Source organism: Modicisalibacter xianhensis (assembly GCF_900113605.1).
GTDB classification, from domain to species: Bacteria; Pseudomonadota; Gammaproteobacteria; order Pseudomonadales; family Halomonadaceae; genus Modicisalibacter; species Modicisalibacter xianhensis.
The window spans coordinates 1-25,091 of the sequence record NZ_FOPY01000011.1 but is presented as its reverse complement, the minus strand read 5'-3'; the positions used below and the strand labels follow the sequence as shown (position 1 = coordinate 25,091).

Below are 25,091 nucleotides of genomic sequence, written 5' to 3'. Positions count from 1 at the left end.
CTTATAGCCCTGGGCTGGGTATCGTCGAGTGACGTTTCACGGAACAGGGCTTGGCATGCGGCAGGATTTTCTCATCGTAGGTGGCGGGGTGGTCGGCATGGCGGTGGCCTACGGGCTGGCGCGGGCCGGGCAACGTGTCACCGTACTCGACGAACGCGATGACGCGCTGCGTGCCTCGCGTGGCAATGCCGGCCTGACCTGGGTTCAGGGCAAGGGGATTGGCATGCCGCGCTACGCCGAACTGAGCCTGGATGCCGTTCAGGCCTGGCCCGCCTTTGCCGAAGAGCTGCAGGCGCGGACCGGCGTCGATCTGCAATACGAGCGGCGTGGCGGTGTCGATCTTTGTCTCGATGCGGACGAGGCGGAAACCCGCCAGGCCGAATACCGAACGCTGCAAACCGTCTCGCCACGTCTGGCTCGGGAGTTCGAGTGGCAGTACCTGCACCGCGACGAACTGCTCGAGCACCTGCCGGGGCTTGGCGAGCGCGTCCATGGCGGCACCTGGTCGCCCCACGACGGCCATTGCAATCCGCTCTACCTGCTGCGCGCACTTTACGCCGCGAGCCTGGACCTGGGCGTCACGCTCCACCCGGCAACGCCGGTCCAGAGCGTGGCGCGTCGTGCAGGCCGCTTCGTGGCGACGACGCCGCGGGGTGACATCGAGGCGGAGCGCATCGTCATTGCGGCCGGCCTTGGCGCACAAACGCTGGCGCCCATGCTGGGGCTATCGGGCGCGGTTCGCCCGCTACGCGGCCAGATCATCGTCACCGAACGTCTGCCATTGATCGACCAGCTACCTACCCCGCAGATTCGCCAGACGGCCAGCGGCGGCTATCTGATCGGTGATACCCACGAGGATGCCGGCTTCGACAAGGGCGTCACTTTGAACATGGTGAATGCCCTGGCGGCCAAGGCGGTACGCATCTTTCCGCGCCTGTCCCAGGCGCGCCTGGTTCGTGCCTGGGGGGCGCTACGCGTCATGACCCCAGATGGCAATCCGCTCTACGAGGCCTCCAAGGCCTGCCCGGGGGCCTACAACATCAACTGCCACAGCGGAATTACCCTGGCTGCCTTCCATGCCGGCGATCTAGCCCGCGCGATTCTCGATGACTGCCTGAGCCAGGATTTCCCGCAATTCTCAGGGGAGCGTTTCCATGTTCCGGCGTAGCCCACATGCCTGTCAGACGGCAAGCCAGGTACAAATCCGGGTGGATGGCATAGCCGTATCGGTGCCCGACACGCTGAGCGTGGCGGCCGCCGTGCTTCAGGTTCACGGCTGGCAGGGATATCGGCGTCACCATGACGGCAGCCCACGTGCCCCGTTGTGCCTGATGGGGAGCTGTCACGATTGTCTGATCACCGTCGACGGCCAACCCAACCGACAGGGCTGCCTGGTGCCGGTGGCTGAAGGCATGCAGGTCGAGCGCCAGGGAGGCGGGCGTCATGATTGAGTCACGCCATGCCGACATCGCCATTATCGGCGCCGGCCCGGCGGGTATGGCTGCCGCCGTGCGTCTGGCGGAAGCTGGCGTGCATCCCGTGCTGTTCGATCTCAATGCCACACCGGGCGGCCAGATTTACCGACAGCTTGGTAACCCCCAGGTCGGCGCCGGGGTGATGGGTGAGGAGTACCAGCACGGTCGCTCCCTGGTTGAGGCCTTCGCTCGCGCCGATATCGACTACCGGCCGCTGAGCCGTGTCTGGTGGATCGGGCGGAAGGGCACCGGTTACGACCTGGGCGTGGTGCAGCATCGGGCGCAATCCTGGCATGCCGAGCGACTGATCCTGGCCAGTGGCGCGATGGAGCGTGGCTGGCCGTTTCCCGGTTGGCAGTTGCCCGGCGTGATGACCGCCGGCGCGGCGCAGATTCTGCTCAAGCAGGGAGCACTCCTGCCCGGCGTGTCACCGGTACTGGCCGGCAGCGGCCCGCTGCTCTACCTGCTGGCCTGGCAGTACCTGCAGGCAGGTCAGCCGCCTGCACTGGTGCTCGACCTGGCGTCGGCGTCACGTTATCGCGCTTTGCTGCGTCAACCGCGGCGGGCCTGGCACGGACGCAACTATCTGCTCAAGGGAGTGCGCATGATTGCCGCGCTCCGGCGTGCCGGTGTCCCCGTGTTGCTGGGGGTCGACGGAATCCAGGCCGAAGGCCGCGAGGCGGTGGAGCGTGTTCGCTATCGCCATCGTGGGCACTGGAAAACGTTACCGGCCGCACTGCTATTGACTCACTTCGGTGTGGTCCCCGAGCCGCAACTGGCCCGCAGCCTGGCCATCCCTCATCGCTGGGAAACCGGACAGCAAGCCTTTCTGCCCGAGCGCAGTGAGGTGCTGGCCGTCGAGGAGCGGTTGTGGGTCGCCGGCGACGGCGGCGGTATTGGCGGTGCGATCAATGCCGAGCGCGAGGGACGCCTGGCGGCACTGGAAGTGCTGCAGTCGCTGGCTGGCAAGGCACAGGACGGATTGGCTCGGGAGCGCGCCGCGCTTCAGCGTGCGCGCCGCCGCGACCTGGAGGCGCGTCGCCTGCTGGAAACCCTGTTCCGTCTGCCCGGTGACTGGCTCGAGGTCCAGCCCGAAGACACGCTGGTGTGCCGCTGCGAAAGCGTTTCGCGCGGCGAGGTCGAACGTGCCATTACCCAAGGCGCGGCCGGACCCAACCAGTTGAAGGCGTTCACGCGTTGCGGCATGGGGCCCTGCCAGGGCCGCCAGTGCGGAGAGAGCGTGGCCCGCCTGCTGGCGCATCGCACGGCCCAGTCTATGGACGCCATCGGCTACTACCATATCCGCCCGCCCGTTCACTCGGTCACCCTCGGCGAACTGGCGGCACAGCAGGAGACATAACCAGAACCACGCACGGATGCCGCGACACGCTCACGAACCACAACAAGATGTGAGGAAACGACAATGCGAAAGATACTGGTCACCACCACCCTGTCCCTGGCCGCCCTGCTGGGTAATACCGCTCAAGCTGCCGAGCCCTTGCGTATCGGCGTGGACATTCCCTACGCGCCTTACCAGTACAAACTGCCTGATGGCACCATCACCGGTTTCGAGGTCGAGCTGGTCGGTGCGGCCTGCGAGCAGATGCAGCGCCCGTGCGAGTGGGTCGAGCAGGCCTGGGACGGCATCATCCCCGGCCTGCTGGCGCGCAAGTACGATCTGATTGCGTCCTCGATGAACATTACCCAAGACCGGGCCCGGCAGGTGCTGTTCTCTGCTCCCTATTTTCAGGTGCCGTCGGTATGGGTCGGTCAGGGAGGAGCGTCGTGGGACCCTGTCGAAGGCGACCTGGCTGGCGCGGCAATCGGCGTCCAGCAGGGCACCATCCAGGACGAGTACGTCACGCAGTTCTATCCCCAGGCGGATATTCGCCGTTACGGTGACTCCGGCGCCGTGGTCAACGACATGAAAGCGCAGCGCCTGGATCTGGTGTTCACTGCATTTCCGCTGGCCCAGGAAACGCTACTCGGTGACCCGAACGTCTCCCGCGTCGGCGAGCTCGTGACAGGTCCCGAGTCGATCTATGGCCCCGGTATCGGTGCTGCCTTCCGCCAGCGCGATACGGCGCTGGTTGAAGAGTTCAATGCAGCGATGGCCAAGGTCAAGGCGAACGGGACCTACGACACGCTGCACGAAGAATACTTCGGCGAGTGAAACGAGCCGGTGTTGCCGACGGGGCCTTTCGGGGCCCCGTCAGCGTCTGGAAGCGATCCGGGGAGCCATCGCCCATGACCAGAGCACGGTTTCGGGGTAGGGTCTGTACTTGATCCATCGATAACCACAGTCAGGAGCGTTCCATGGATTTAGGTATCGCCGGCCGCTGGGCCGTGATCGGGGCGGCTAGCCGTGGGTTGGGCAAGGGCTGCGCCAGTGCCTTGGCAAAGGAGGGCGTCAATCTGGTGCTCAATGCCCGGGGCGTCGAGGCGCTGGAAGCGACGGCTGACCAGTTGCGTGCAGAGAATCCTCGTATCGTGGTTCACACCGTGGCGGGAGACATCGGTACGCCTGAGGTGCGTGCCGATATTCTGGCTGCCTGTCCGCAGGTCGATATCCTGGTCAACAACAATGGTGGGCCGCCGCCGGGCGATTTCAGGGACTGGACGCGCGACGACTGGGTGAGCGCGGTAGACGCCAATATGATCACGCCGATCGAGCTGATCAAGGCGACGGTTGATGACATGGCTTCGCGCGGCTATGGCCGGGTCATCAACATCACCTCCGGTGCGGTGAAAGCGCCCATCGACGTGCTGGGACTGTCCAATGGCGCACGCAGCGGGCTGACGGGCTTCATTGCCGGGCTGGCCCGCCAGCCGCGACTGGCCGGCAACAACGTGACGATCAACAATCTGTTGCCGGGGCCATTCGATACCGAACGCCTGCACAAGACGCTGGAAGGTGCTGCGCAGGCCTCCGGTCAGGATGTCGAGGCGATTCGTGATCAACGCCGCCAGGGCATTCCGGCGCAGCGCTTCGGGAGTGCCGACGAGTTCGGCGCATTCTGTGCATTCCTATGCAGCGTGCATGCCGGGTACATGACCGGACAGAACATCCTGCTGGATGGGGGCAGCTACCCCGGCACGTTCTAGGGGCGTGCCAGGATTGGTGTAGCGAAGCGATAGCGGCGCCGTCGAGGCGCCGCACTTTGCAGTATCAGCGCCAAGCGTCGCCGTGGGGGTACTGATGAGCCTCCAGTGAATCGGCGTGCATGGTGATGCTGTAGCCGGGCGCTTCGGGCACTTGATAGCGTCCGCGATGAATACGTACCGGGTCGACGAAATGCTCGTGCAGGTGGTCGACGTACTCGAGCAGGCGGCCCTCCAGCGAGGCCGATACGCAGATATAGTCGAACAGCGAGATATGCTGCGTGTATTCGCAGAGCCCGACCCCGCCACCGTGTGGGCAGATCGGAACGCCGAACTTGGCTGCCATCAGCACCACCAGCAGGACCTCGTTCAATCCACCCAGGCGGGCGGCGTCGAGTTGGCAGTAATCGATGGCCCCGGCCTGGAACAACTGCTTGAACATGACCCGGTTGTGGCAGTGTTCGCCGGTGGCCACCCCGACCGGCGCGACGCGACGACGAATCTCGGCATGACCCAGGATATCGTCGGGGCTGGTGGGCTCCTCGATCCACAATGGGGCGAACTCGGCCATGTTGCGTACGTTGGCAATCGCCTCGTCGACATCCCAGACCTGATTGGCGTCGATCATCAACGAGCGCTGCCAGCCAATCTCCTCGCGCAGGATCCGGGCGCGGCGCCGGTCTTCCTCCAGGTCGCCACCGACCTTCTGCTTGAAGTGTTCCCAGCCTTCCGCCAGCGCGTCACGGGCCAACTGGCGCATCTTCTCTTCGCTGTAGCCGAGCCAGCCCGCCGAGGTGGTATAGCCCGGGTAGCCGACCTCGCGCATCTCCCGTTCGCGCTCGTCACGGGTATCGGCGTGTCGCCGCAGCAGGGCGATGGCCTCCTCCGGTGTAAGTACGTCCGTGACGAAGCGGAAATCGAGGCAGTTGACCAACTCCTCCGGCGACATGTCGGCAAGCAGTTTCCAGACCGGCTTGCCTTCGCGCTTGGCCCACAGGTCCCAGACCGCATTGATAATCGCTGCCGCCGCCAGGTGGATGACCCCCTTTTCGGGGCCCAGCCAGCGCAACTGACTGTCGCCGCTGGTCAGGTCTCGCCAGAAACGCCCCATATTCGCGGTGATGGTATCCAGTTCCTGCCCCACGATGCGTGACGCCAGCGCTTCCACGGCAGCCACGCACACCTCGTTGCCGCGCCCGATGGTAAAGGTCAGGCCGTGGCCGGCAAGGCTGTCGCCGGCATCGGTGGAGAGGATCACGTAGGTCGCCGAGTAGTCCGGCGCGGCATTCATGGCATCCGAGCCGTCCAGGTGACGCGACGTGGGAAAGCGCGTGTCGCGCGCCTCCAGGTGAGTGATGATGGGCATATCCGATGGCTCTTGTCGTAATGATAGGAACAGAGAAAGCCTAGCCGAGCCTTTTGATAACCTGCCAATCCATATTTTGTTGTCTCGATTTGAATTGGTTATCAATTTTAAAAAGCCTATTGTTATGAGCTCTATTGAACTTTGCACGCAAAAGTCATTATATGGCTCTGTGCACTCTGACCGTGACGAGGTAACCATGGAGCTCATTCACCACACACCTGCCGTTCTTCGCCTGCATGACAATGACAATGTAGGGGTTGCCACACGGGCTTTGGCCGAAGCGACGCCGATCGACGATCGAGGCAATGTGTGCCGACGTAACATCGATGCCGGCCACAAGGTCGCCCTGGTCAACATTGCCGGCGGCGATACGATCGTCAAGTATGGCCAGGTCATCGGCCGGGCCAGCCACGATATCGCCTGCGGCGAGCACGTCCATACGCACAACGTGGCGATGCAGGAGCGAGAGACTTCACTGGCGGGCTTTCGGCCCGCGTCGCCGACACCGGTGATCGAGAAGGGCAGCACTTTCGAGGGCTACCATCGCGCCGATGGCCAGGTAGGCACGCGCAACTATATCGGCATCCTCTCCACCGTGAACTGTTCCGCTACCGTGGCGAAAATGGCTGCCGAATCGCTCAATGGCTCCGATGAACTGCAGCGGCTGGGCTTTGATGGCGTGGTGCCGGCCACGCATGGCTCGGGGTGCGCCATGAACACCGAATCAGAGGGTTTCGCCTTTCTGGAGCGGGTCATCGCCGGCTATGCCCGGCACCCCAACTTTGCCTTCGTGCTGATCATCGGTCTCGGCTGCGAGACCAATCAGGTCAAGCAACTGGTGGAGAAGTCAGGCCTCGCTGGCAGCTCGCGGATCTATTATTTCAACATTCAGGAGGCGGGAGGAACCCGGGCCAGCGTCAGCCTGGCCTGCGACAGGATACTGGCCATGGCGCGTGAGCATGGCGGCACGAAGCGCAAGCCGGCCCCCCTGAGTCATCTAAGTGTGGCCCTGCAGTGCGGTGGGTCCGACGGTTATTCGGGCATCACGGCGAATCCGGCGCTGGGCCATGCGGCCGACCTGATCGTAAGGCATGGTGGCAGCGTCATTCTCAGCGAGACCCCCGAAATCTACGGGGCCGAGCATCTATTGCTCGACCGGGCCATCGACGAGCGGGTGGCTGCCAAGCTGCTAGAGCGCATTGCTTGGTGGAAACACTACACCGAGATCAATGGCGCCGAACTGAACAACAATCCTTCGCCCGGTAACAAGGCGGGTGGGCTGACCACGATTCTCGAGAAATCCCTGGGGGCGGTGGCCAAGGGGGGAACCAGCAGCCTCAATGACGTGCTGGAATATGCCGAACCGCGCCGGGTCGCTGGCTTCAACTTCATGGACAGCCCGGGCTATGATCCGGTGTCGGTGACCGGGCAGATCGCCTCGGGCGCCAATGTCGTCTGCTTCACCACCGGTCGGGGCTCGGTATCCGGCTTCAAGCCAGCACCTTGTCTCAAGCTTGCCACCAACACGCGCATGTACGAGACGATGCAGGAAGACATGGATATCAATTGCGGCCTCATCGCCGACGGCCAGGCCAGCGTCGAGCAGATGGGCGTCGACATCTTCGAGCGGATCCTGGCCGTGGCATCCGGCGACAGGAGTGCCAGCGAGGCGCTGGGATACGGCAGCAACGAGTACGTGCCGTGGATGGTAGGGGCGGTGACCTGAGCACGCCTTCCAGCCCGAGCAGCAGCCGAACGGGAGTTTCATGGGCAAGACCTTGCAGGAACAGCTCTACCAGGCAATGATGCACAGCATCGAGCAGGGGCATCTGGAGCCCGGCCTGGTATTGCTCGAGGGTAACATCGCCAAGGTGTTCGGCATGAGCCGTTCGCCGGTGCGCCAGACTCTTTGGCGTCTGTACGAGGAAGGCACGATCAGTCGTTTCGAGGGGCGGGGCTATCTGGTCGGGCGACACCCTGCGGATATCGTGCGGCGCACGCTGACAGCGGGGGATTTCCGCAAGGTAGGAGGCCGGGCCGCCATCGAGCGACAGGATGCCTGGCGTCAGATGGCGGAAACGGTAGAGCGGGATATCGTGCTGTGCTCGATGAAGGGGCGGCTAGAACTCAACGAGCTGCAATTGGCCAAGACACTCGGAGTCAGCCGCAGCGTGACGCACCGCATTCTGCTGCATCTGCAATCGCTGGGCGTCGTGGAGAAGACCAAGTACACCAGTTGGAATGTGGTTCCCCTCGATGAGTCGCGTCTTCATCATCTCTACGAAGCGCGCCTGCAGCTCGAACCGTTCATGATTTCCCAGGCCTGCCAGGCCATGACCGAGCCGGAAATCGCGCGTTTCATCGAGCGCCTCGATGACGCGGCGCGACACTATCCCGACGTTCCGGGGACCACCCTGGATGCGCTCGAGAACGACCTGCATATCGAGGCGATCGCTCGAGGTGGCAATCCCGAAATCCTGGGTATGCTGAGCCGTACGCGCCCCATCCTGCTGGTAAGCAAGCACCTACTTGGCGCACTGTTCGACATGCCCGCGGAGGACCCCTTCTTCGACGAGCATCGCGACGTCTTCGAGAAGCTGCTTGCCCGACGGCCCGAACAGGCTGCCCGGTCACTGCATGCCCACCTGGTGCGCTCGGAAGGCAAGGTCCAGGCGCGGCTGGCAGCGTTTCGCGAGACAGCCCAGGTCGACCTTCCTGCCTACCTGCGCTGGGACGACAAGGATTGACGGCTGTCCCGCCCTGCCATGCCGGGCCTTACACTGGCAAGGCGTTGCGTCGGCGCAGCTCGCGAATAAGAGCACTGTGATCGAGATCGCCATCGCCATGCTCGACCATGGACTGGAACAGCGCATCGACCAGGCGGGTTACCGGTAGGTCGAGCTGCAGGGAGTCTAGCAGGGCCACCGCCGTGGAAGAGTCCTTGTATTGCCATTTGGCGGGGCCGCCGGGACGGAAGTCGTTGTCCAGCATGCGTTGGCCATGCAGGCGCAGAATCGTCGAGTCGGCGAATCCTCCCATCAAGGCCTCGCGGACCTTGGCAGGGTCGGCCCCACCGCGTTCGGCCAGCAGAAGCGCTTCCGCCACCGTGGCGATGGTGTTACCGACGATCATCTGATTGGCGAGCTTGGCCAATTCGCCGCTACCTGCCGGGCCCACGTGCACCGGATTGCCCAGGTGAGCCAGCACGGGACGCAATGCCTCGAAGGTGGCCGGCTCGCCCCCGGCCATGATAGCCAGTGTGCCGTCGATGGCGCCTTTCTCGCCCCCCGAGACCGGCGCGTCCAGATAGCGAACATTGCGCTTCTTTGCCTCTTCGGCCTGGCGGCGCGCCGTTTCCACCGGAATCGAACTCATCACGACCAGCGTGCTCTGCTCGTGCATGGTATCGAGCAGCGCCCCCTCGCCGAGCAGGATGTCATCGCAGACCTGGCCCGAGCTCAGCATGACGATGACTGCATCGGCTTCCTGCCCGGCTTGGGCGGGACTGTCGCATACCGTGATGCCTTCAGCCTCGAGCGGGGCCGCCTTGTCGCGGCTACGATTCCAGACTTTTACGAAATAGCCGGCACGGGCGAGCCGGACGGCCATGGGCGCGCCCATGATGCCGGTGCCGAGCAGGCCGAGGGTGAGCGTGGATGTCATGGGCGGTCTCCTGATTAGTCGCGCCGTCAGCCCAGCGAGACGCTATCTCGCAGGGACGAATCACCAATGGCTTTGTGCAGTTCCGCGACCACGTCCTCAGGCAGAGGAATGCCTTCCTTCAGGTACGTGGCGCGTCTGCGCAGGCCCGACTGGCCAGGCAGGCGAACCGGCTGCTGCGGGTCGATCTGGCCGGCATTCAGGCAGCGGCGCACGAGATGGTCGGTTTCGTCGAGAAAGGCCTCGGTGCCGCCGAAGCGCGCAGGGTCGATGACCATGATCATGACCGATGCCCCCCAACCGCTGGGGGCATCCTTGCGACCGAAGCCGCTGAGCGCGGAGGTCAGCGCCTCGACCATCAGCCCGAGCGCGAACCCCTTGTGGCCGAACTCAAGGCCTCCCAAGGGAAGGATACTGCCCCCCGGCGCAGCGAAGAAGGCTTCCGGATCGTTGCTGGGCGTGCCTTGTGCGGTGAGCAGCGCAGGATGATCGAGCTTCTGTCCTGCTGCACGCGCCTTGTTGACGCTGCCATTGGTGACGGTCGACATGCTGACATCGATCAGGATCGGCTGCTCGCGTCCAGGGATGCCGATGGCCAGCGGGTTGGGCGTATAGACCCGCTCGGTGCCGCCGAACGGGGCGACCGAGGCCACGGCCGGGTCCGAAGTCATGATGATCGGGACCAGGTTGTCCTCGACCAAGGGAGCCAGGTAGGACGCCAGGCAGGCGATGTGGTGCGAGCGCTTGAGACTGACGATCCCTATACCGTAGTCCTTGGCTGCTTTGCGGCACTGATCGAGGGCACGCTGGACCAGATAGGGGCCGAGCACATAGTTGCCGTCGAACAGGGCGGCCACCGGGCTGCCTTGTTCGATGACCAGGCGCTGCGGATCGCCGCTGGCATGGCCGGCCTTGAGGTCGCTCAGGTAGCCATTGGCCAGCTTCACGCCATGCGTATGGTGACCGAGCAAGTCGCCTTCAACCAGGATGCGTGCCGTCGTCTCGGCCACGTCGCGGGCGGCGCCATTCTCCTCGAACAGCGTGACCAGCCACGCAGTGAGTTGGTCGGCGGGGTAGCGTGTCATGATGACCTCGGCGTGTGGTTGGTGTGAGGCGCCCTGTAGCGCTGATAGAGGCGCACCAGCAGTGGTGAGCACCAGATCAGGATGACCAGGGCGCCCAGTGAGGCACTGATCGGGCGAGAGAAGAAGCTCAGCAGGTCGCCATTAGACTTGAGCATCGAGCTCATGAAGCTGTTTTCCAGGGTGGTGCCCAGCACCAGCCCGAGAATCGCCGGCGCCATGGGAAAGTCGCAGCGCGCCAGGATGAAGGCCACGATGCCGACGAGCAGCATGATCCAGACATCGGTGATCGAGTTGTTGATCGAGAAGGCGCCGACGATGCAGAAGCACAGGATGATCGGCATCAGGATCTTGCGCGGTGTCAGGATAAAGACCTTGGATGACTTGATGGCCAGGTAGCCGATGGGGAGCATGATCAGGTTGGCGACGAAGAACACCACGAATAGCGAGTACACCAGGCCGCTGCCTTCCATGAAGATCGTCGGCCCGGGGTTCATGCCTTTCATGTACAGTACGCCGATCACGATGGCGGTGATCGAGTCGCCGGGAATGCCAAATACCAGAGCCGGTACCCAGGCGCCGCTGATGCCCGAATTGTTGGCGGAGCTGGCATCCACGATACCTTCGATGTGTCCCGTGCCGTAGGCCGCCTTGTCCTTCGAGCGGCTCTTGCCGGCGGCGTAGGCGATCCAGGCGGCGATGTCCGCACCGGCACCGGGCAGCGCGCCGATCAACGTGCCCAGGGAACTGCCGCGCAGCATATTGCGCCAGTAGCGCTTCACATGGCTGGGCACCTGCCCGAACACCTTGTCCTTGCTGAGCGCAGGCGGGGTCCTGGCTTCGACGCGAGAGCCGTAGAAGCTCATGATCTCGTTGAGCGCGAACATGCCGATCATTACCGGGATGAAGTTGATGCCCGCCATCAGGTCGGGAATCCCGAAGGTGAAGCGTGGCGCCCCGCTCATCATGTCCAGGCCCACCGTGGACAGCAGCAGGCCGATCATCAGCGAGAGAAAGGCCTTGGTCTTCGAGCCGATGGAGATGAAGATCGAGCTGCTCAACCCCAGCAGCGCCAGCCAGAAGTACTCATAGGAACTGAACTTCAGCGCGACTTCGGCCAGTGACGGCGAGACGAAGACCAGGATGATGGTGCCGAACAGGCCGCCGAAGACCGAGCAGACCAGGTTGGTGCCCAGCGTTTCCCGGGCGCGACCTTTCTTGGCCAGCAGCGAGGATTCACCGACGTACGCGGCCGATGCCGGAGTGCCGGGGATATTCAGATAGGTGCCGGGAATGTCACCGGCGAAGATGGCCATGGCCGAGGTGGTGACGATGGCTGCGATCGCCGGCGTCGGGTCCATGTAGAACGTGATCGGTACCAGCAGCGCCACGGCCATGGTTGCCGTCAGCCCGGGAACGGCTCCGACGAAGATGCCGAACGCCGCCGCGGCGAGGATGACCAGCAGCGTCTGGCCGTTGAAGACGAGCTGAAGCCCTTGGAGCAATGCATCCATGAGTTAACCCCCAACGCTCAGCAGCCCTTCGGGAAGGGGTATCAGCAGGTAGCGTGAAAAGACGAAATAGATGACCAGCGAGGCGGCCACGGAGACGCCCAGCGCCAGAAGCCATGGGGTTTTTCGCACCAGCATCAGCACGAACATCATCGCGGTCAGGCAAATGGCCGTGCCCAGATAGTCACTGGCCAGGATGTAGAAAACGATCAGGGCACAGGGGAGCAGGGCAATCAGAAGGGCCTGATAGTCGATACGCCAGGCGACGCGGCCTTCACTGGCGCGCTGGCGCAGTGTCGGGAATTGCGTCGCAGCCAGTACCAGGCCACCCAGAAAAAACCCTCCCCCGATGAGGGAGGGAAACAGAGACGGGCCGAATTGCAGGCTGGGCATAGTGGGATACTGTCGGGCGACATAGATCGTGACGATGCCTGCCACCATGAAACACAGCCCCAGGATCATGTCTTTCATGGGGAAGCCCTATTATTTTTTCAGACCGATGCTTTCGATGATGTTGCCGTATTCCTGGTCCATCTCGCCCATCATCGTTTCGAAGTCCTCGGCGTTGCGCCACTCCGTGCCGAAGCCCTGCTTGGCCATGAAGCCCTGATAGGTCTCGCTGTTGTAGGCCGCTTCCAGCGCGCTCTCGAGCTTGTCGACGATTGCCTGGTCCATCCCCTTGGGTCCGGCGATGCCGCGCCACTCACCGATGGTGTAGTCGCTGCCGATGGCTTCCTTGACGGTGGGCACGTCGGGGAAGCTATCCAGTCGTTCAGGCGCCATGATGCCCAGGCTTTGCGCCTTGCCGGCCTCGATCATTGAACGGGCCTCGGGGACCGAACTGGGCACGATGTCGATACCGCCGGAGACGAGTTCGGTCATGGCCGGGGCTGCGCCCTGACTGGGAATCCATGTCACCTTGTTGGGCTCGATGCCTTGATCGAGCAGGAAACCGGCGAAGGCCAGGTGCCAGACGCCGCCGAGACCGGTACCGGAAGCGTTATAGGTGCCGGCCGGCTGTTCCTTGATCGAGCTGAGCAACTGATCCAGCGAATCGAAGGGGGCATCTTCGGCGACCTGAACGCCGGAATAGTCGAAATTGATCTGGCCGATCGGTGTGAAATCCTTGTAGGTCAGGTCGGTCAGGCCCAGCCAGTGCATCATGTTGGTCTCGCCGGTGATCAGGCCGAGGGTGTAGCCGTCGGGCTTGGCCGTGGAGATCGCGGTGTGGCCGACCACGCCACTGCCGCCGGTGCGGTTGACGACGTTGATCGTCTGGCCGAGTTCCTCCTCGAGCGCGCTGGCAATGGTGCGTGCCGTGGCATCGGTACCTCCGCCTGCAGCCCAGGGCACAATGATGGTGATTGGTTTTTCGGGGTACTCGGCAAAGGCGGCGCCGGATAGTGCCAGAAGTAGAGCGGCGGCCGTGCCCTTGAGTGCGGTCTTTTTGTTGCTGGCGGTCATGGAAGCTTCCTCATTGTTGTAGAAATGAAGCGGTGAGCGTTTTCACCGTAGTTTAAAATGAATATTGCGCGCAATATTCATTATTGGTAGACATTGGTCTACAGCCAGGCAGCACGGGACATGACTTGCTGCACCCGAATGACGAAGGGTGCAGCGTCCCTGCCGCAGTTATTCGGCCCGCTACGTCCTGTCCGGGCCGTCTTGCGTGAAGAATGCCTAAATGGGGCTATCTGGCTTCGTAGGCTTCCTGCAGCATGGACAGGAAATCGTCCCGAGTTGCAGGTCGCGGGTTGGTCGCAGTGGAGTGATCCTCGACGGCCCATTGTGCGGCTTGATCGAGCTGTTCCCGGGTCACGCCCAATTCGGCCAGGCTGCCCGGTAGCTCCAGTTCCTGGTGAAGGGCTTCGAAGGCAGCGGCGACATCCGCATCCGGGGCAAGTCCCATGGCGGCGCGAAGCTGGACGTATTTCTCCTCACAGACGGGCGCGTTGTAGCGCAGTACGGCTGGCAGCAGCAACGAATTGAGCGTGCCGTGGTGCAGCTTGAGCGAGTGAAAGCCGCCAAGGGCATGCGACAGGGAATGCACGGCCCCCAGGCCCTTCTGGAAGGCGAGAGCCCCTTCGACGGCTGCCATCATCATCTCGCTGCGTGCCTGGAGGTCATCTCCGTGGCGGAAAGCGGTGTGTAGATTGCCCATGGCACGCCGCAGCCCGTCCAGAGCGATGGCCTCGGCAGGGGGATTGATGCGCGGGCTAAGGTAGGTCTCGACGCAATGCGCAATCGCATCCATGCCTGTCGCTGCGGTCAACCAGGGAGGCAGCGATAGCGTCATGCCAGGATCACAGATGGCGACCGAGGGAATCAGGTGCGGCGAAATGAAGCCGAGCTTGCGCTGGTCGCGCATGGAAATCAGTGCACCTCGGCCTACCTCGCTGCCGGTGCCCGCCGTGGTAGGGATGGCGACAAGAGGTAGCGTATCGGCCGTGATGCGGGACGCGCCGCCTTCGATCAGCGCATATTGGCGCAGGGGGGCGGCATGGGAGGCCAGCAGCGATACTCCCTTGGCCAGGTCGATGCTCGATCCGCCGCCCACTGCCACGATGCCATCGCAACCATGCTGGTGGAACAGTGCCAGGGCCGCCTCCACGGCGTCCTCGGTCGGGTTGGGTGGGGTCTCGTCATAGACGGGTAACGGACTCGGACGGGAAATGGCTTGCCTGACGCGTTCAATGAGGCCGCTCTGGACCAGCCCCTTGTCGGTCACGAGCAGAGGGGCGCTGACGCCCAGCTGGGTGAGCTCATCGTCAAGGCTGTCGAGAGCGCCTTCGCCGAACACGATCTTGGTCAGGTAATTGATAACGGCTGGCATGCATGACTCCGTCGCCCGGTCAGGGCGTTGTGTTTTTGTTCTGCGGCTTCTCGGCAAGTGCTGAGTAAGCCTGCTTGGATCAAGGCTATGGCGGGACTGCAATTACAATCCAATCGAAGTTTGTGGCATTGTGATTCTTCTTGGTTATCGTTAGCCGACGGGCGTTTCGGAATCCCTCATGGACAAGCTTTCATCGTTGCATCTGTGCAACTGGTTGCGGTTCAAGCACCTGCTGTTGCTCACGCATCTGGCCGAAAGCCGCAACATGCATGTTGCGGCACGGGCCATGCATCTCAGCCAGCCGGCGGCCAGCAAGATGCTCAGGGATCTCGAGGACTATTTCGGCTTTGCCCTGTTCGAGCGCTTGCCACGGGCCATGCAGCCGACGGAATTGGGCGAGCAGGTCGTGCGCCATGCCCGGATCCTGCTCAACGACACCGAGCGGCTGGTCGACGACATCAACGACCTGCGTGAGGGCGGGTATGGGCACCTGCTGGTGGGAGCGATCGCCGCGGCGGCACCGGAAATTCTGCCGGCCGCCATTGCTCGGTTGAAACAGCGCCGGCCTCGCCTGGCGGTCAGCCTGCAGGAGCAGACCAGCGACCGGCTGCTGCTCGATCTGGAATACAAGCGCCTCGACCTGGTCATTGGGCGTCTGACTCATGTCAGCCAGCACAACCTGTTCGACTTCGAGCCGCTGCTGGATGAGCCCCTGCGGGTCGTGGTGCGGCGGGACCACCCCTTGGCGTTGGGGGAGACGGTGCCGGGGCTGGCCGAGCTCAGCCGTTGGCCCTGGGTATTGCACCCCTTGAGCAGTCCCATGCGGGGTGTGTTCGAGGCGGCACTGGCTGAAGAGAGCGTCTCCACGCCGACCAATGTCGTCGAGACGACATCCATCCAGGCAACCCTGCAACTGCTTCAAACTTCGGACTCGCTGGCGGTGCTGCCGCGGTCGGTGTTGCGCCGTCCGCTGGAAGGGGGGCAGTTCGTGATCCTGGACCGAGTGATCGGTAAACCGCTCGACTACTACGGCATCGTCAGCCGACGCGGAGACACCCTGGCACCCGCGGCTCGTGAGCTGATCGGCTACCTGCATGAAGAAGCGCGTCGAGACTGCCTGGCGTGGCGGAATGAATCGACACGGGAGGTTGTACTGTGACGTTTTTTTACACAAAATCCCGACACGAACACTTCATGAACGCGCTAATCTTTGTGTGGCCGCACTCACATCGATGTGCATTCCGACGTGTCAACGGCTCAGGCCAGGAAGGCGCAACAGCGAGTCAAGGATGAATCATGCCCCAGTATGTCGTACGCCACTGCCAGGCGAATTATGAAGCCGATGCACCGCTGCCCGAGTGGTTTGTGGTGGACGAACGCTATGATGACGATCCCAGCGACGAGTGGATCGTGACGCGGCACAGCTTTGCCGAAGAGGCCGAAGCGGAAGCCGAAAAGCTCAACGAAGGCGAAAACACCAGCAAGGAAGAGGACTGACTCAAGTATCGCGCCAGTGACGCCGATAATGCAGTCAGATGCCAAGGGAGTCTGCTCATGCCCAAGTCGACCTACCGGGTCCGGATGGTTCGGCATCCTGCCGCACCCGAAGGCCAGTACTACGAAGTCTACAATCAGCGCACCGGCGAAGCGGCGGGTGCCTACGCCACCTTTCTCGAAGCCAGCGACGAAGTCCTGCTGCGCAACCGCCTCCAGCGCCGCCCGCACCTGACCCTGTCCCCGGCCTGACCGACCTGTATCCGTTGGCCCCGATACATGAGCCACCGGGGCATACTGCCTCGGCCGACTACACTGGCCTCGAGAGCCGGACATCATGTCCGGCGAACCAGTGTAACCATGCAAGGAATGCAAGGAGGTGTCATGAAAGCCATTACCTATGACCGCTACGGCGAGCCAGGCGATATTCTCGATGTGACAGATCAGCCCATGCCCAAGGTGCCGCCGGGCGAGGTGTGTATCCGTGTACGCAGCGTGTCGGTCAACCCCGTCGACTGGAAGATCATGGGTGGCCACCTCGACCAGGCCATGCCAACCTTCTTTCCCGTCATTCCCGGCTGGGACGTGGCCGGGGTCGTCGAATCGGTGGGCTTCGACACGCCGGAGTTCCAGCCCGGCGACGAGGTCTTCGCCTACGCGCGCAAGGATTTCGTGCACGGTGGCACGTTCGCCGAGTTCACCTCCGTCCCTGCTCGCGCCGTGGCCCCCAGGCCGGCCGCGCTCGACTGGGACCAGGCTGCCGGGTTGCCGCTGGCAGGGCTCACCGCCTACCAGCTTCTCAACCGACTGCACCTTTCTGCCAACGACACCGTGCTGGTGCACGCCGCCGCGGGCGGGGTCGGCAGCTTCGCGGTGCAGATCGCTCGCAGCCAGGGAGCCCGGGTCATCGGTACGGCCTCCGAAGGCAACCATGACTACCTGCGCGAACTGGGCGCCGAGCCGGTGACCTACGGCGATGGCCTGGTCGACCGCGTTCGCGAGCTGGCGCCCGAGGGCATCGACCTGGTCGTGGACTTCGTGGGTGGCGTGCTCGACGTGACGCGCGCGGTGCTGCGCGACGGCGGCCGTCATGGCTCCATCGTCGACCCGTCAGTGACCGAGGCCGGCGGCCTGTGGGCCTGGGTGCGTCCCAGTGGGGGCGACCTGCAGAAGCTGGGCGAGATGGCCGAGCGGGGCGAACTTACCGTCAACGTGGCCGAGACCTTTCCGCTGGAGCGCGCGGCGGAGGCCTTCCAGCGCAACCAGAGTGGCCACGTCCGCGGCAAGGTCGTCGTCCAGGTCAGCCGCTGAGCGGCCAGGAAATCCGTGATTCATTGATTCGGGTCAGAAGGTTGAGGCATACCGGCGGCCTGGCCGCCGGTATCATGGAGCGCTTTCCAGAACGCAAGCCCGACCCGGAATGACTCGCCCCATCAACGCTCCCGAACTGCTCTCGCCCGCCGGTACCTACCGGCACATGCGCTATGCCTTCGCCTATGGCGCCGACGCCGTCTATGCCGGCCAGCCACGCTATTCGCTACGCGTACGCAACAACGACTTCGACCTCGACCATCTGCACCGCGGCATCGACTATGCGCACTCGCGCGGCAAGGCCTTCTACGTGGCCTCCAACATTGCCCCGCACAATGCCAAGCTCAAGACCTACCTGCGCGACATGGCGCCGGTCATCGAGGCGGGGCCGGATGCGCTGATCATGTCGGACCCCGGCCTGATCCTGATGGTGCGCGAGCGCTGGCCGGAGCAGGTGATTCACCTTTCCGTGCAGGCCAACGTGGTCAACCATGCCGCTGCGCGCTTCTGGCAGCAGCAGGGCATTCGCCGCATTATCCTCTCGCGCGAACTGTCGCTGGAGGAAATCGGCGAGATCCGCGCCGCCTGCCCCGACCTCGAGATCGAGACCTTCGTGCATGGCGCGCTTTGCATCGCCTACTCGGGACGCTGCCTGCTGTCGGGCTACTTCAACCGCCGCGATCCCAACCAGGGTACCTGCACCAACGCCTGCCGCTGGCAGTACAACACCCTGGCGGCAGCCAGCGATGACTGCGGTGACCTGATCGCAGTGGATGCCACGGCAGGGCAGGGCGATAGGGCTGCGCTGATCGAGGACGCCTCGCGCCCCGGCGAGCTGATGCCGATCCACGAGGATGAGCATGGCACCTACATCATGAACTCCAAGGACCTGCGTGCCGTGCAGCACGTGGAGCGCCTGGCGGCGATGGGCGTGACCTCGCTGAAGATCGAGGGGCGCACCAAGTCCGCCTACTACGTGGCGCGCACCGCCCAGGTCTATCGGCGCGCCATCGACGATGCCGTGGCCGGGCGACCGTTCGACATGCGCCTGATGGACGAACTCGAGAACCTCGCCAACCGCGGCTACACGGAAGGCTTCTATCGCCGCCATGTGCATGATGAGTATCAGAACTACGAGCGAGGCCACTCGATTGGCGTGCACCAGCAGTTCGTCGGCGAGGCGGTCAGCTATGATGCCGAACGCGGCTGGCTGGAAGTCGCCGTCAAGAACCGCTTCGTCGTAGGCGACACGCTGGAACTGATGTTACCCGGCGGCAACCGGCGCTTTACGCTCGAGACTCTGGAAACCCGGCGCGGCGAGGCCGTTAGCGCTGCGCTGGGCTCAGGGCACGTCGTGCGTCTGCCGGTGCCGGGCGAACCCATCGAACGGGCGCAGGTGGAATTCGCCCTGTTGATGCGCAATCTGGTTTAGGCAGTATCATTGCGGCGTTATTGCCGGTAGCCAGAGCGCGAGAGCGACTAGCGTGGCCAGCAGCACCGGTGGCGTAATCACCAGCCCGACCTTCATGTACTGCCCCCAACTGATCCGGTAGCCCTTGCCAGCCAGTACATGCAGCCAGAGTAACGTGGCGAGGCTGCCGATGGGTGTGAACTTGGGGCCCAGATCGTTACCGATGACGTTGGCATAGACCATGAGTTGCTGGGTCTGATTCGATACCTGCGCCTGGTCGATGGCCAGCGCGCCTACCAGGGTCGACGGCATGTTGTTCATCAGCGAGGCCAGAATGGCAGAGGCAAAGCCCGTGCCGAGGGTGGCGACGAAGTCTCCCTGCTGGCTCAGCCATATCAGGAAATCTGCCGCCCAGGCCGTGAGCCAGGCATTGCCCAGCCCGTATACCACCAAGTACATGCCCACGGAAAAGAGCACGATCTGCCACGGGGCGTTCTTCAGCACCTTCGTGAGCGAGACGACATGCACGTGCCCAGGTGAACACCACCGTCCGGCGATGGCCATCAGGATGAACGCCGCGGTGCCCATGATGAAGGCGAAAGGAATATCCCACTGGCCGGTCGCGAACAGGGCAATCAACAGCACGGTCAACAGCGGAAAGGCTGCTCGGAAGACCTGGTGATCGCGAATGGCCGTTGCCGGCGCCTCTAGCCGTTCGACCTGATAGGAGAGTGGAATCTGCTTGCGAAAGTACACGCCCAGAACCAGCAGGGTGGCGGCCAGCGACACCAGGTCGACCGGCACCATCACCTGGGCGTAACGACCGAAGCCAATCTCGAAGTAGTTGGCGCTGACGATGTTGACCAGGTTCGAGATCACCAACGGCAGGCTGGTCGAGTCGGCCACGAACCCCGTCGCGATGATGAAGGCCAGTGACGCGCCGGGGCTGAACTCCAGCCGCGCCAGGATGGCTACCACGATGGGGGTCAGCAGAAGTGCCGCGCCATCGTTGGCGAACACCGCGGCAATAAGTGCGCCCAATATGACGATCAGCGGAAACAGCAACCGCCCCCGTCCGTTGCCCCACCGGGCGATATGCAGGGCGGCCCAGGCAAAGAAGCCCGCCTCGTCCAGGATCAGGGAAATGATGATCAATGCCACGAAGGTGAAGGTGGCATCCCAGACGATATCCCAGACCACATCCACGTCATGCCAATTGACGACACCCGTCAACAAAGCCACTGCAGCGCCGCCCAGGGCGCTCCAGCCGATCCCGAGCCCCTTGGGCTGCCAAATGACCAGTATCAACGTGACCAGAAAGATCGCAAAGGCCAGCATGTCTACATTCCCTATCAGTGCGTTTTCTGGTTGACTCGCCTGGAGACGGCTTCGGCGCTTTCGACACGCTCCGAGTAGCGGTCGGTGAGGTAGGCGGCCCGGCCCCGGGTCAGCCAAGTGAACTTCACCAGCTCTTCGCAGACATCGACGATACGCAGATAGAGCGGAGATAGCCGCATTCGCCCGGCTTCATCGAATTCATTGAAGGCTTTTGGCACCGAGGACTGGTTGGGGATGGTCAGCATGCGCATCCAGCGCCCGAGAATGCGCAGCTGGTTGACGGCATTGAAGCTCTGGCTGCCACCGGACACCTGCATTATGGCCAGCGTCTTGCCCTGGGTCGGACGCATGCCGCCAAGGGCTAAGGGAATCCAGTCGATTTGGGTCTTCATGATGCCTGTCATGGCGCCGTGTCGTTCGGGACTGACCCACACCATGCCCTCGCTCCATTCGGCCAGTTCGCGCAGCTCCTGCACCTTCGGGTGGCTGGCTTCGGCATCGTCTGGCAACGGCAGTCCGGAGGGGTTGAACGTGCAGACGTCGCAACCGTACCAGCGAAGTAGACGGCCGGCTTCTTCCGATACGAGGCGCGAGTAGGAGCGCTCCCGCAGTGAGCCATACAGCACCAGGATACGTGGCGGATGCCGGGATTGGTCGGGGCCGACCAAGGCGTCGACATCAATGGGGTGCAGGCATTCAGGGTCGATGTTGGGCAACTGGTCCAGAGTCACGAGTCGGTGTCTCCAAGACGGACGACCTCGCCATTTTCCTTGGTGAATTCGGCTATTGGTTTTGGCAGCAGGGACAGCACCGTCTCGGAGGGCCGGCATAGACGCGTGCCTTTCTCGGTGATCACGATGGGGCGGTTGATCAGGATAGGGTGGGCCAGCATGGCATCGATCAGTTGATCGTCGCTGAGCGCTGGGTTGTCCAGGCCCAGCTCATCGTAGGGCGTCCCCTTGCGGCGCAACAGCTCTCGGGGCGGCATGGCCATGGCAAATAGCATCTCGATCAGTTTCTCGCGTGAGGGTGGCGTTTTCAGGTACTCGATGACATGCGGCTCCTCGCCGGACTGGCGCATCATCGCCAGGGTATTGCGCGACGTGCCGCAATCGGGGTTGTGATAGATCACGCTGATCATGAAGGGGCGTCCTCTGTGGATGGGTTGCATGGGCGTAAATCCTGCAGGAGGGGCTCGCACAGGTCGGGATGCCCCGCGCAACAATCGCGTACCAGGAAGTTCACCGTTTCCCGGACACGTTCCAGGTTGGCGCGATAGATCACCGAGCGGCTATGCCGTTGAGAGACGACCAGCCCCGCACGTGCCAGGACACCCAGGTGCGTCGACATGGTGTTGTGAGGCACGTCCAGAAGGCGTGCGATCTCCCCTGCTGGCAGGCCCGCCGGCTCATGGCGCACAAGCAGCCGGAAGGTCTCCAGGCGAGTCGCCTGCGAGAGTGCAGCGAACGCTTCGATTGCAGTAGTATTGTCCATATGTCCAGAATTACAGACATGGTTTAGAACTGCAACTTCGAAATCGCACGAGCTAGGTCATTGGCCTCACTGTCAATGCATTGGTCTGGAACCCGGTGACGATAGCTTCGTTGTGATAGTGGCAACGGTCATCGCCTCCGAGTGTGCCTCGGCCAAGGGGCGCAGCGGGTGGACGCAGGCCCTTCCAGGCGAATGGCTGAACTTGGCCTAGACGATGCGAGTCGACCGCTCCAGCCTGACGGCCACGGCCTTGCTCGACGGGGTGCCGGTATCCGCCCCGGCGCTCTCCAGCGGTACCAGGGCGTTGGTCTCGGGGTAGTAGGCCGCACAACAGCCGGCGGGGATGTCATAACTGACCAGGCGGAAGGCCGGGGCGCGACGCGGCGTGCCCTGATGATCCAGCCCGACGAGATCGACCCACTCGCCATCGGCCAGTCCCAGCCGTGCCAGGTCCTGCGGGTTGACGAACAGCACCCGGCGCTGGCCCTTCACTCCGCGATAGCGGTCGTCATAGCCGTAGACGGTGGTGTTGTACTGGTCGTGGCTGCGCAGGCTTTGCAGGGTCAGCCAGCCGTCGTCGCGACGCGCTGCCAACTGCTGGTGAAGCACTGCCTCGGGCAGCGGCTCGGCGGCGAATTCGGCCCTGCCGGAGAGTGTCGCGAAGCGACGCTCACTGGCGGCATTGGCCAGCCAGAAACCGCGCGGGCGGTGCAGGCGGGCATTGAAGTCGTCGAAGCCGGGGATGACCGCCGCGATCTCGTCGCGGATGCGGTCGTAATCAGCGATCATGGCCTGCCAGTCGACCACGCCGGGGTCGATACCGCGGCTTGGCAATACGCGGGCCAGGGTGGCCTCGGCGATGCCGGCAACGATTGCCGGCTCGGAGCGCAGGTGGGCAGAGGCCGGCTCAACGCGTCCGGCACTGCCGTGCACCATCGACATCGAGTCCTCGACGCTGATCGCCTGGGGCAGAGCCTGCGGCCCCTGGCGGTCGATCTCGCTGCGCCCAAGGCAGGGCAGGATCAGCGCGTCCTCGCCGATCACCAGATGGCTGCGATTGAGCTTGGTACTGATCTGCACGTTGAGCCGGGTGCGGCGCATGGCGGCTTCGGTGCGCAGGCTGTCCGGCGTGGCACGGGTAAAATTGCCGCCCAGGGCGATGAATACCTCGGCCTGGCCGGCTTCCAGAGCATGCAAGGCGTTGACCGTATTGTGGCCGGGCTGGCGCGGCATGGGTACGCCGTAGCGCGATTCCAGCGCGTCGATCAACCAGGCCGGGGCCCTCTCGTCGATGCCCATGGTGCGATCGCCCTGCACGTTGGAGTGGCCACGGACCGGGCAGGCTCCGGCGCCCGGCCGTCCGATATGGCCACCCAACAGCAGCAAGTTGACGATCTCGCGAACGCTGCCCACGGCATGCAGGTGCTGGGTGATACCCATCGCCCAGGTGGCGATCACTCGCTCGGCGCCGGCGTAGACCTCGGCGGCGGCTTCCATGTCGGCACGGGTCAGGCCCGACTGCGCCTCGAGGCTTTCCCAGGATGTCGCGTCAATGGCCGTGCGCCAGGCCTCGAGGCCCTGGGTATAGGCAGCGATGAATTCCCGATCCGGCGTGAAGCGGCCGGCCGTTTCCAGCGCGAACAGTGCCTTGGAGATGCCACGTACCGCCGCCATGTCACCGCCCATCTTTGGTTGAAAATAGCGCGAGGAGATCGGCTGGCTGGCACCGGTGAGCATCTCGCGCTTGTCCTGCGGATCGGCGAAGCGCTCCAGGCCACGTTCCTTCAGCGGGTTGAAGGTGACGATCGCAGCTCCCCGCTTGGCGGCGTGCGCCAGGTCGCCGAGCATGCGTGGGTGGTTGGTGCCGGGATTCTGGCCGAACACGAAGATCGCATCGGCCTGCTCGAAGTCCTCCAGGCGTACCGTGCCCTTGCTGACTCCCAGGCTAACCTGCATGCCCACGCCGCTGGCCTCGTGGCACATGTTCGAGCAGTCGGGAAAATTGTTGGTGCCGTACAGGCGTACGAACAACTGATAGAGGTAGGCCGCCTCGTTGCTGGCTCGCCCGGAGGTGTAGAACAGCGCCCGGTTAGGGTCGTCGAGCGCCGCCAGGTGCTCGGCAATCAAGGCAAAGGCGTCATCCCAGCCGATCGGTACGTAGCGGTCGCGGGTGGCATCGTAACGCATCGGCTCGGTAAGCCGACCCTGGTCCTCGAGGCGATAATCGTCCCAGGTAAGCAGTTCGCTGACGCTATGCCGGGCGAAGAAGTCACGGGTGACGCGCTTGGCGGTGACTTCCCAGGCCACCGCCTTGGCGCCGTTCTCGCAGAACGCGAACGATGAGTCGGCACTGGCATCGCCCCACGCGCAGCCCGGGCAGTCGAAGCCGTGCGGCTGGTTGGTGGCGAGCAGCGAGCGTACCCCCTTGAGCGGTGCGCGGCTGTGCGCGACATGCCGGCCGACGCTATGCAGCGCGCCCCAGCCACCGGCCGGACCGGCGTAGGGGGCCACGCTCGGCGCACGGGTGCGCTCGGGGTCGGCGAGGGGCACATCGACGCCAGCAGCGTCGGACGTGTCGGCAGAGGGGTCGCGCGAGGACATGGCGAACTCCAGAACGGCGAAATGCGATGGGGTGCCATGATACCCAACATCAAGGGAGGGCGAAAAAGCCGGATGTCCTTGATTAGGGTAAGCTGGCATGACATCAAGGGCTAAGTCGAGCGGCGTCGCGTCCAGCCATGGCCGGCGTCATTGTAGAAAAAATAATGCTGCGAGGGACGCACGTGTACGACTTCATCATCATCGGCGGCGGCATCCTGGGCCTGTCCACCGCCATGCAGCTCATCCGGGCCTACCCCGACAGGAAGATGCTGCTGGTCGAGAAGGAGGACGGCCCGGCCCGCCACCAGACCGGCCACAACAGCGGCGTGATCCACGCCGGCGTCTATTACACCCCGGGCAGCCTCAAGGCGCGCTTCTGCCTGGAAGGCAACCGCGCCACCAAGGCCTTCTGC

The 25,091-nt window shown here is 63.6% G+C and carries 25 protein-coding genes; 13 read left to right on the top strand and 12 right to left on the bottom strand.

Features of this window, described 5'->3' with window-relative positions; translation table 11 throughout:
• Positions 1-55 precede the first annotated feature (55 nt).
• The 5 genes from BM194_RS13575 to BM194_RS13555 all read left to right on the top strand — a co-directional run bounded on the left by BM194_RS13575 (position 56) and on the right by BM194_RS13555 (position 4,580).
• On the top strand, positions 56-1,168 hold the full coding sequence (locus tag BM194_RS13575) for an NAD(P)/FAD-dependent oxidoreductase (RefSeq protein ID WP_092847625.1): 1,113 nt from the start codon (positions 56-58) through the stop codon (positions 1,166-1,168).
• Positions 1,155-1,451, top strand: a complete 297-nt coding sequence (locus BM194_RS13570) for a (2Fe-2S)-binding protein (RefSeq protein ID WP_092847623.1) — start codon at positions 1,155-1,157, stop codon at positions 1,449-1,451. Before BM194_RS13575 ends, BM194_RS13570 begins: the two co-directional genes overlap by 14 nt.
• Complete coding sequence (locus BM194_RS13565) at positions 1,444-2,835, top strand: FAD/NAD(P)-dependent oxidoreductase (RefSeq protein ID WP_092847621.1); 1,392 nt, start codon at positions 1,444-1,446, stop codon at positions 2,833-2,835. Before BM194_RS13570 ends, BM194_RS13565 begins: the two co-directional genes overlap by 8 nt.
• Positions 2,836-2,898: 63 nt before the next feature.
• The gene (locus BM194_RS13560) at positions 2,899-3,648 is read left to right on the top strand and encodes a transporter substrate-binding domain-containing protein (RefSeq protein ID WP_092847618.1); all 750 of its coding nucleotides are present in this window, start codon (positions 2,899-2,901) and stop codon (positions 3,646-3,648) included.
• A gap of 143 nt (positions 3,649-3,791) precedes the next feature.
• A complete protein-coding gene (locus tag BM194_RS13555; protein WP_092847615.1) occupies positions 3,792-4,580 on the top strand; it encodes an SDR family oxidoreductase in 789 nt (262 codons plus the stop codon).
• A 64-nt stretch (positions 4,581-4,644) separates the two neighbouring features.
• Here BM194_RS13555 and BM194_RS13550 read toward each other — a convergent pair whose 3' ends face one another.
• Positions 4,645-5,943 (bottom strand): L-fuconate dehydratase, encoded by a 1,299-nt coding sequence (locus BM194_RS13550; protein WP_092847613.1) that lies wholly within the window; start codon positions 5,941-5,943, stop codon positions 4,645-4,647.
• Positions 5,944-6,139: 196 nt separating this feature from the next.
• Here BM194_RS13550 and BM194_RS13545 point away from each other — a divergent pair, with 196 nt between their 5' ends.
• Positions 6,140-7,669 (top strand): UxaA family hydrolase, encoded by a 1,530-nt coding sequence (locus BM194_RS13545; RefSeq protein ID WP_092847610.1) that lies wholly within the window; start codon positions 6,140-6,142, stop codon positions 7,667-7,669.
• Between the two features lie 40 nt (positions 7,670-7,709).
• Complete coding sequence (locus BM194_RS13540; protein ID WP_092847608.1) at positions 7,710-8,690, top strand: GntR family transcriptional regulator; 981 nt, start codon at positions 7,710-7,712, stop codon at positions 8,688-8,690.
• 28 nt (positions 8,691-8,718) lie between these two features.
• Here the strand turns inward: BM194_RS13540 and BM194_RS13535 are convergent, their stop codons facing one another.
• The 6 genes from BM194_RS13535 to BM194_RS13510 form a co-directional block, all read right to left on the bottom strand.
• Positions 8,719-9,606 carry an NAD(P)-dependent oxidoreductase gene (locus BM194_RS13535; protein WP_092847606.1) on the bottom strand — a complete coding sequence of 296 codons (888 nt, stop codon included), beginning with the start codon at positions 9,604-9,606 and terminating at the stop codon, positions 8,719-8,721.
• A gap of 26 nt (positions 9,607-9,632) precedes the next feature.
• A complete protein-coding gene (locus BM194_RS13530) occupies positions 9,633-10,688 on the bottom strand; it encodes an Ldh family oxidoreductase (protein ID WP_092847603.1) in 1,056 nt (351 codons plus the stop codon).
• On the bottom strand, positions 10,685-12,199 hold the full coding sequence (locus BM194_RS13525) for a tripartite tricarboxylate transporter permease (protein ID WP_092847599.1): 1,515 nt from the start codon (positions 12,197-12,199) through the stop codon (positions 10,685-10,687). The genes BM194_RS13530 and BM194_RS13525 overlap by 4 nt, the downstream gene beginning before the upstream one ends.
• A 3-nt stretch (positions 12,200-12,202) precedes the next feature.
• A complete protein-coding gene (locus BM194_RS13520; protein ID WP_092847596.1) occupies positions 12,203-12,667 on the bottom strand; it encodes a tripartite tricarboxylate transporter TctB family protein in 465 nt (154 codons plus the stop codon).
• A 12-nt stretch (positions 12,668-12,679) separates the two neighbouring features.
• Positions 12,680-13,660, bottom strand: a complete 981-nt coding sequence (locus tag BM194_RS13515) for a tripartite tricarboxylate transporter substrate binding protein (protein ID WP_092847593.1) — start codon at positions 13,658-13,660, stop codon at positions 12,680-12,682.
• A 226-nt stretch (positions 13,661-13,886) separates the two neighbouring features.
• Positions 13,887-15,029: an iron-containing alcohol dehydrogenase gene (locus BM194_RS13510; RefSeq protein WP_092847590.1), complete on the bottom strand. Its 1,143-nt coding sequence runs from the start codon at positions 15,027-15,029 to the stop codon at positions 13,887-13,889.
• Between the two features lie 178 nt (positions 15,030-15,207).
• Between BM194_RS13510 and BM194_RS13505 the strand changes: the two genes are divergently transcribed.
• The 5 genes from BM194_RS13505 to trhP all read left to right on the top strand — a co-directional run bounded on the left by BM194_RS13505 (position 15,208) and on the right by trhP (position 19,266).
• Positions 15,208-16,188, top strand: coding sequence for a LysR family transcriptional regulator (locus tag BM194_RS13505; RefSeq protein ID WP_092847587.1), 981 nt, complete (start codon positions 15,208-15,210; stop codon positions 16,186-16,188).
• Positions 16,189-16,325: 137 nt separating this feature from the next.
• Entirely contained in the window at positions 16,326-16,526 is a 201-nt protein-coding gene (locus tag BM194_RS13500; RefSeq protein ID WP_092847584.1) for a hypothetical protein, read from the top strand.
• A 57-nt stretch (positions 16,527-16,583) separates the two neighbouring features.
• On the top strand, positions 16,584-16,775 hold the full coding sequence (locus tag BM194_RS13495; protein ID WP_092847582.1) for a hypothetical protein: 192 nt from the start codon (positions 16,584-16,586) through the stop codon (positions 16,773-16,775).
• A 132-nt stretch (positions 16,776-16,907) separates the two neighbouring features.
• The gene (locus BM194_RS13490; protein WP_092847580.1) at positions 16,908-17,834 is read left to right on the top strand and encodes an NADP-dependent oxidoreductase; all 927 of its coding nucleotides are present in this window, start codon (positions 16,908-16,910) and stop codon (positions 17,832-17,834) included.
• Between the two features lie 121 nt (positions 17,835-17,955).
• Positions 17,956-19,266 (top strand): prephenate-dependent tRNA uridine(34) hydroxylase TrhP, encoded by a 1,311-nt coding sequence (gene trhP / locus BM194_RS13485; protein WP_092847979.1) that lies wholly within the window; start codon positions 17,956-17,958, stop codon positions 19,264-19,266.
• 6 nt (positions 19,267-19,272) lie between these two features.
• Here trhP and BM194_RS13480 read toward each other — a convergent pair whose 3' ends face one another.
• The 5 genes from BM194_RS13480 to BM194_RS13460 all read right to left on the bottom strand — a co-directional run bounded on the left by BM194_RS13480 (position 19,273) and on the right by BM194_RS13460 (position 24,678).
• Positions 19,273-20,583, bottom strand: a complete 1,311-nt coding sequence (locus BM194_RS13480) for an arsenic transporter (RefSeq protein WP_092847577.1) — start codon at positions 20,581-20,583, stop codon at positions 19,273-19,275.
• Between the two features lie 14 nt (positions 20,584-20,597).
• On the bottom strand, positions 20,598-21,314 hold the full coding sequence (arsH, locus tag BM194_RS13475) for an arsenical resistance protein ArsH (protein ID WP_143097597.1): 717 nt from the start codon (positions 21,312-21,314) through the stop codon (positions 20,598-20,600).
• Complete coding sequence (gene arsC / locus BM194_RS13470) at positions 21,311-21,724, bottom strand: arsenate reductase (glutaredoxin) (RefSeq protein WP_092847573.1); 414 nt, start codon at positions 21,722-21,724, stop codon at positions 21,311-21,313. Before arsC ends, arsH begins: the two co-directional genes overlap by 4 nt.
• Positions 21,721-22,077, bottom strand: a complete 357-nt coding sequence (locus tag BM194_RS13465) for an ArsR/SmtB family transcription factor (RefSeq protein WP_092847571.1) — start codon at positions 22,075-22,077, stop codon at positions 21,721-21,723. Before BM194_RS13465 ends, arsC begins: the two co-directional genes overlap by 4 nt.
• A 207-nt stretch (positions 22,078-22,284) precedes the next feature.
• Entirely contained in the window at positions 22,285-24,678 is a 2,394-nt protein-coding gene (locus BM194_RS13460; protein WP_092847569.1) for an FdhF/YdeP family oxidoreductase, read from the bottom strand.
• Positions 24,679-24,860: 182 nt separating this feature from the next.
• Here BM194_RS13460 and BM194_RS13455 point away from each other — a divergent pair.
• Positions 24,861-25,091: FAD-dependent oxidoreductase (locus BM194_RS13455; protein WP_143097596.1), on the top strand; the 231-nt coding region annotated here is incomplete at its 3' end.

Coding starts and splice junctions, on each gene's coding strand:
- BM194_RS13575 (WP_092847625.1), top strand. CDS start 56: ATGCGGCAGGATTTTCTCATCGTAGGTGGCGGGGTGGTCGGCATGGCG.
- BM194_RS13570 (WP_092847623.1), top strand. CDS start 1,155: ATGTTCCGGCGTAGCCCACATGCCTGTCAGACGGCAAGCCAGGTACAA.
- BM194_RS13565 (WP_092847621.1), top strand. CDS start 1,444: ATGATTGAGTCACGCCATGCCGACATCGCCATTATCGGCGCCGGCCCG.
- BM194_RS13560 (WP_092847618.1), top strand. CDS start 2,899: ATGCGAAAGATACTGGTCACCACCACCCTGTCCCTGGCCGCCCTGCTG.
- BM194_RS13555 (WP_092847615.1), top strand. CDS start 3,792: ATGGATTTAGGTATCGCCGGCCGCTGGGCCGTGATCGGGGCGGCTAGC.
- BM194_RS13550 (WP_092847613.1), bottom strand. CDS start 5,943: ATGCCCATCATCACTCACCTGGAGGCGCGCGACACGCGCTTTCCCACG.
- BM194_RS13545 (WP_092847610.1), top strand. CDS start 6,140: ATGGAGCTCATTCACCACACACCTGCCGTTCTTCGCCTGCATGACAAT.
- BM194_RS13540 (WP_092847608.1), top strand. CDS start 7,710: ATGGGCAAGACCTTGCAGGAACAGCTCTACCAGGCAATGATGCACAGC.
- BM194_RS13535 (WP_092847606.1), bottom strand. CDS start 9,606: ATGACATCCACGCTCACCCTCGGCCTGCTCGGCACCGGCATCATGGGC.
- BM194_RS13530 (WP_092847603.1), bottom strand. CDS start 10,688: ATGACACGCTACCCCGCCGACCAACTCACTGCGTGGCTGGTCACGCTG.
- BM194_RS13525 (WP_092847599.1), bottom strand. CDS start 12,199: ATGGATGCATTGCTCCAAGGGCTTCAGCTCGTCTTCAACGGCCAGACG.
- BM194_RS13520 (WP_092847596.1), bottom strand. CDS start 12,667: ATGAAAGACATGATCCTGGGGCTGTGTTTCATGGTGGCAGGCATCGTC.
- BM194_RS13515 (WP_092847593.1), bottom strand. CDS start 13,660: ATGACCGCCAGCAACAAAAAGACCGCACTCAAGGGCACGGCCGCCGCT.
- BM194_RS13510 (WP_092847590.1), bottom strand. CDS start 15,029: ATGCCAGCCGTTATCAATTACCTGACCAAGATCGTGTTCGGCGAAGGC.
- BM194_RS13505 (WP_092847587.1), top strand. CDS start 15,208: ATGGACAAGCTTTCATCGTTGCATCTGTGCAACTGGTTGCGGTTCAAG.
- BM194_RS13500 (WP_092847584.1), top strand. CDS start 16,326: ATGCCCCAGTATGTCGTACGCCACTGCCAGGCGAATTATGAAGCCGAT.
- BM194_RS13495 (WP_092847582.1), top strand. CDS start 16,584: ATGCCCAAGTCGACCTACCGGGTCCGGATGGTTCGGCATCCTGCCGCA.
- BM194_RS13490 (WP_092847580.1), top strand. CDS start 16,908: ATGAAAGCCATTACCTATGACCGCTACGGCGAGCCAGGCGATATTCTC.
- BM194_RS13480 (WP_092847577.1), bottom strand. CDS start 20,583: ATGCTGGCCTTTGCGATCTTTCTGGTCACGTTGATACTGGTCATTTGG.
- arsC (WP_092847573.1), bottom strand. CDS start 21,724: ATGATCAGCGTGATCTATCACAACCCCGATTGCGGCACGTCGCGCAAT.
- BM194_RS13465 (WP_092847571.1), bottom strand. CDS start 22,077: ATGGACAATACTACTGCAATCGAAGCGTTCGCTGCACTCTCGCAGGCG.
- BM194_RS13460 (WP_092847569.1), bottom strand. CDS start 24,678: ATGTCCTCGCGCGACCCCTCTGCCGACACGTCCGACGCTGCTGGCGTC.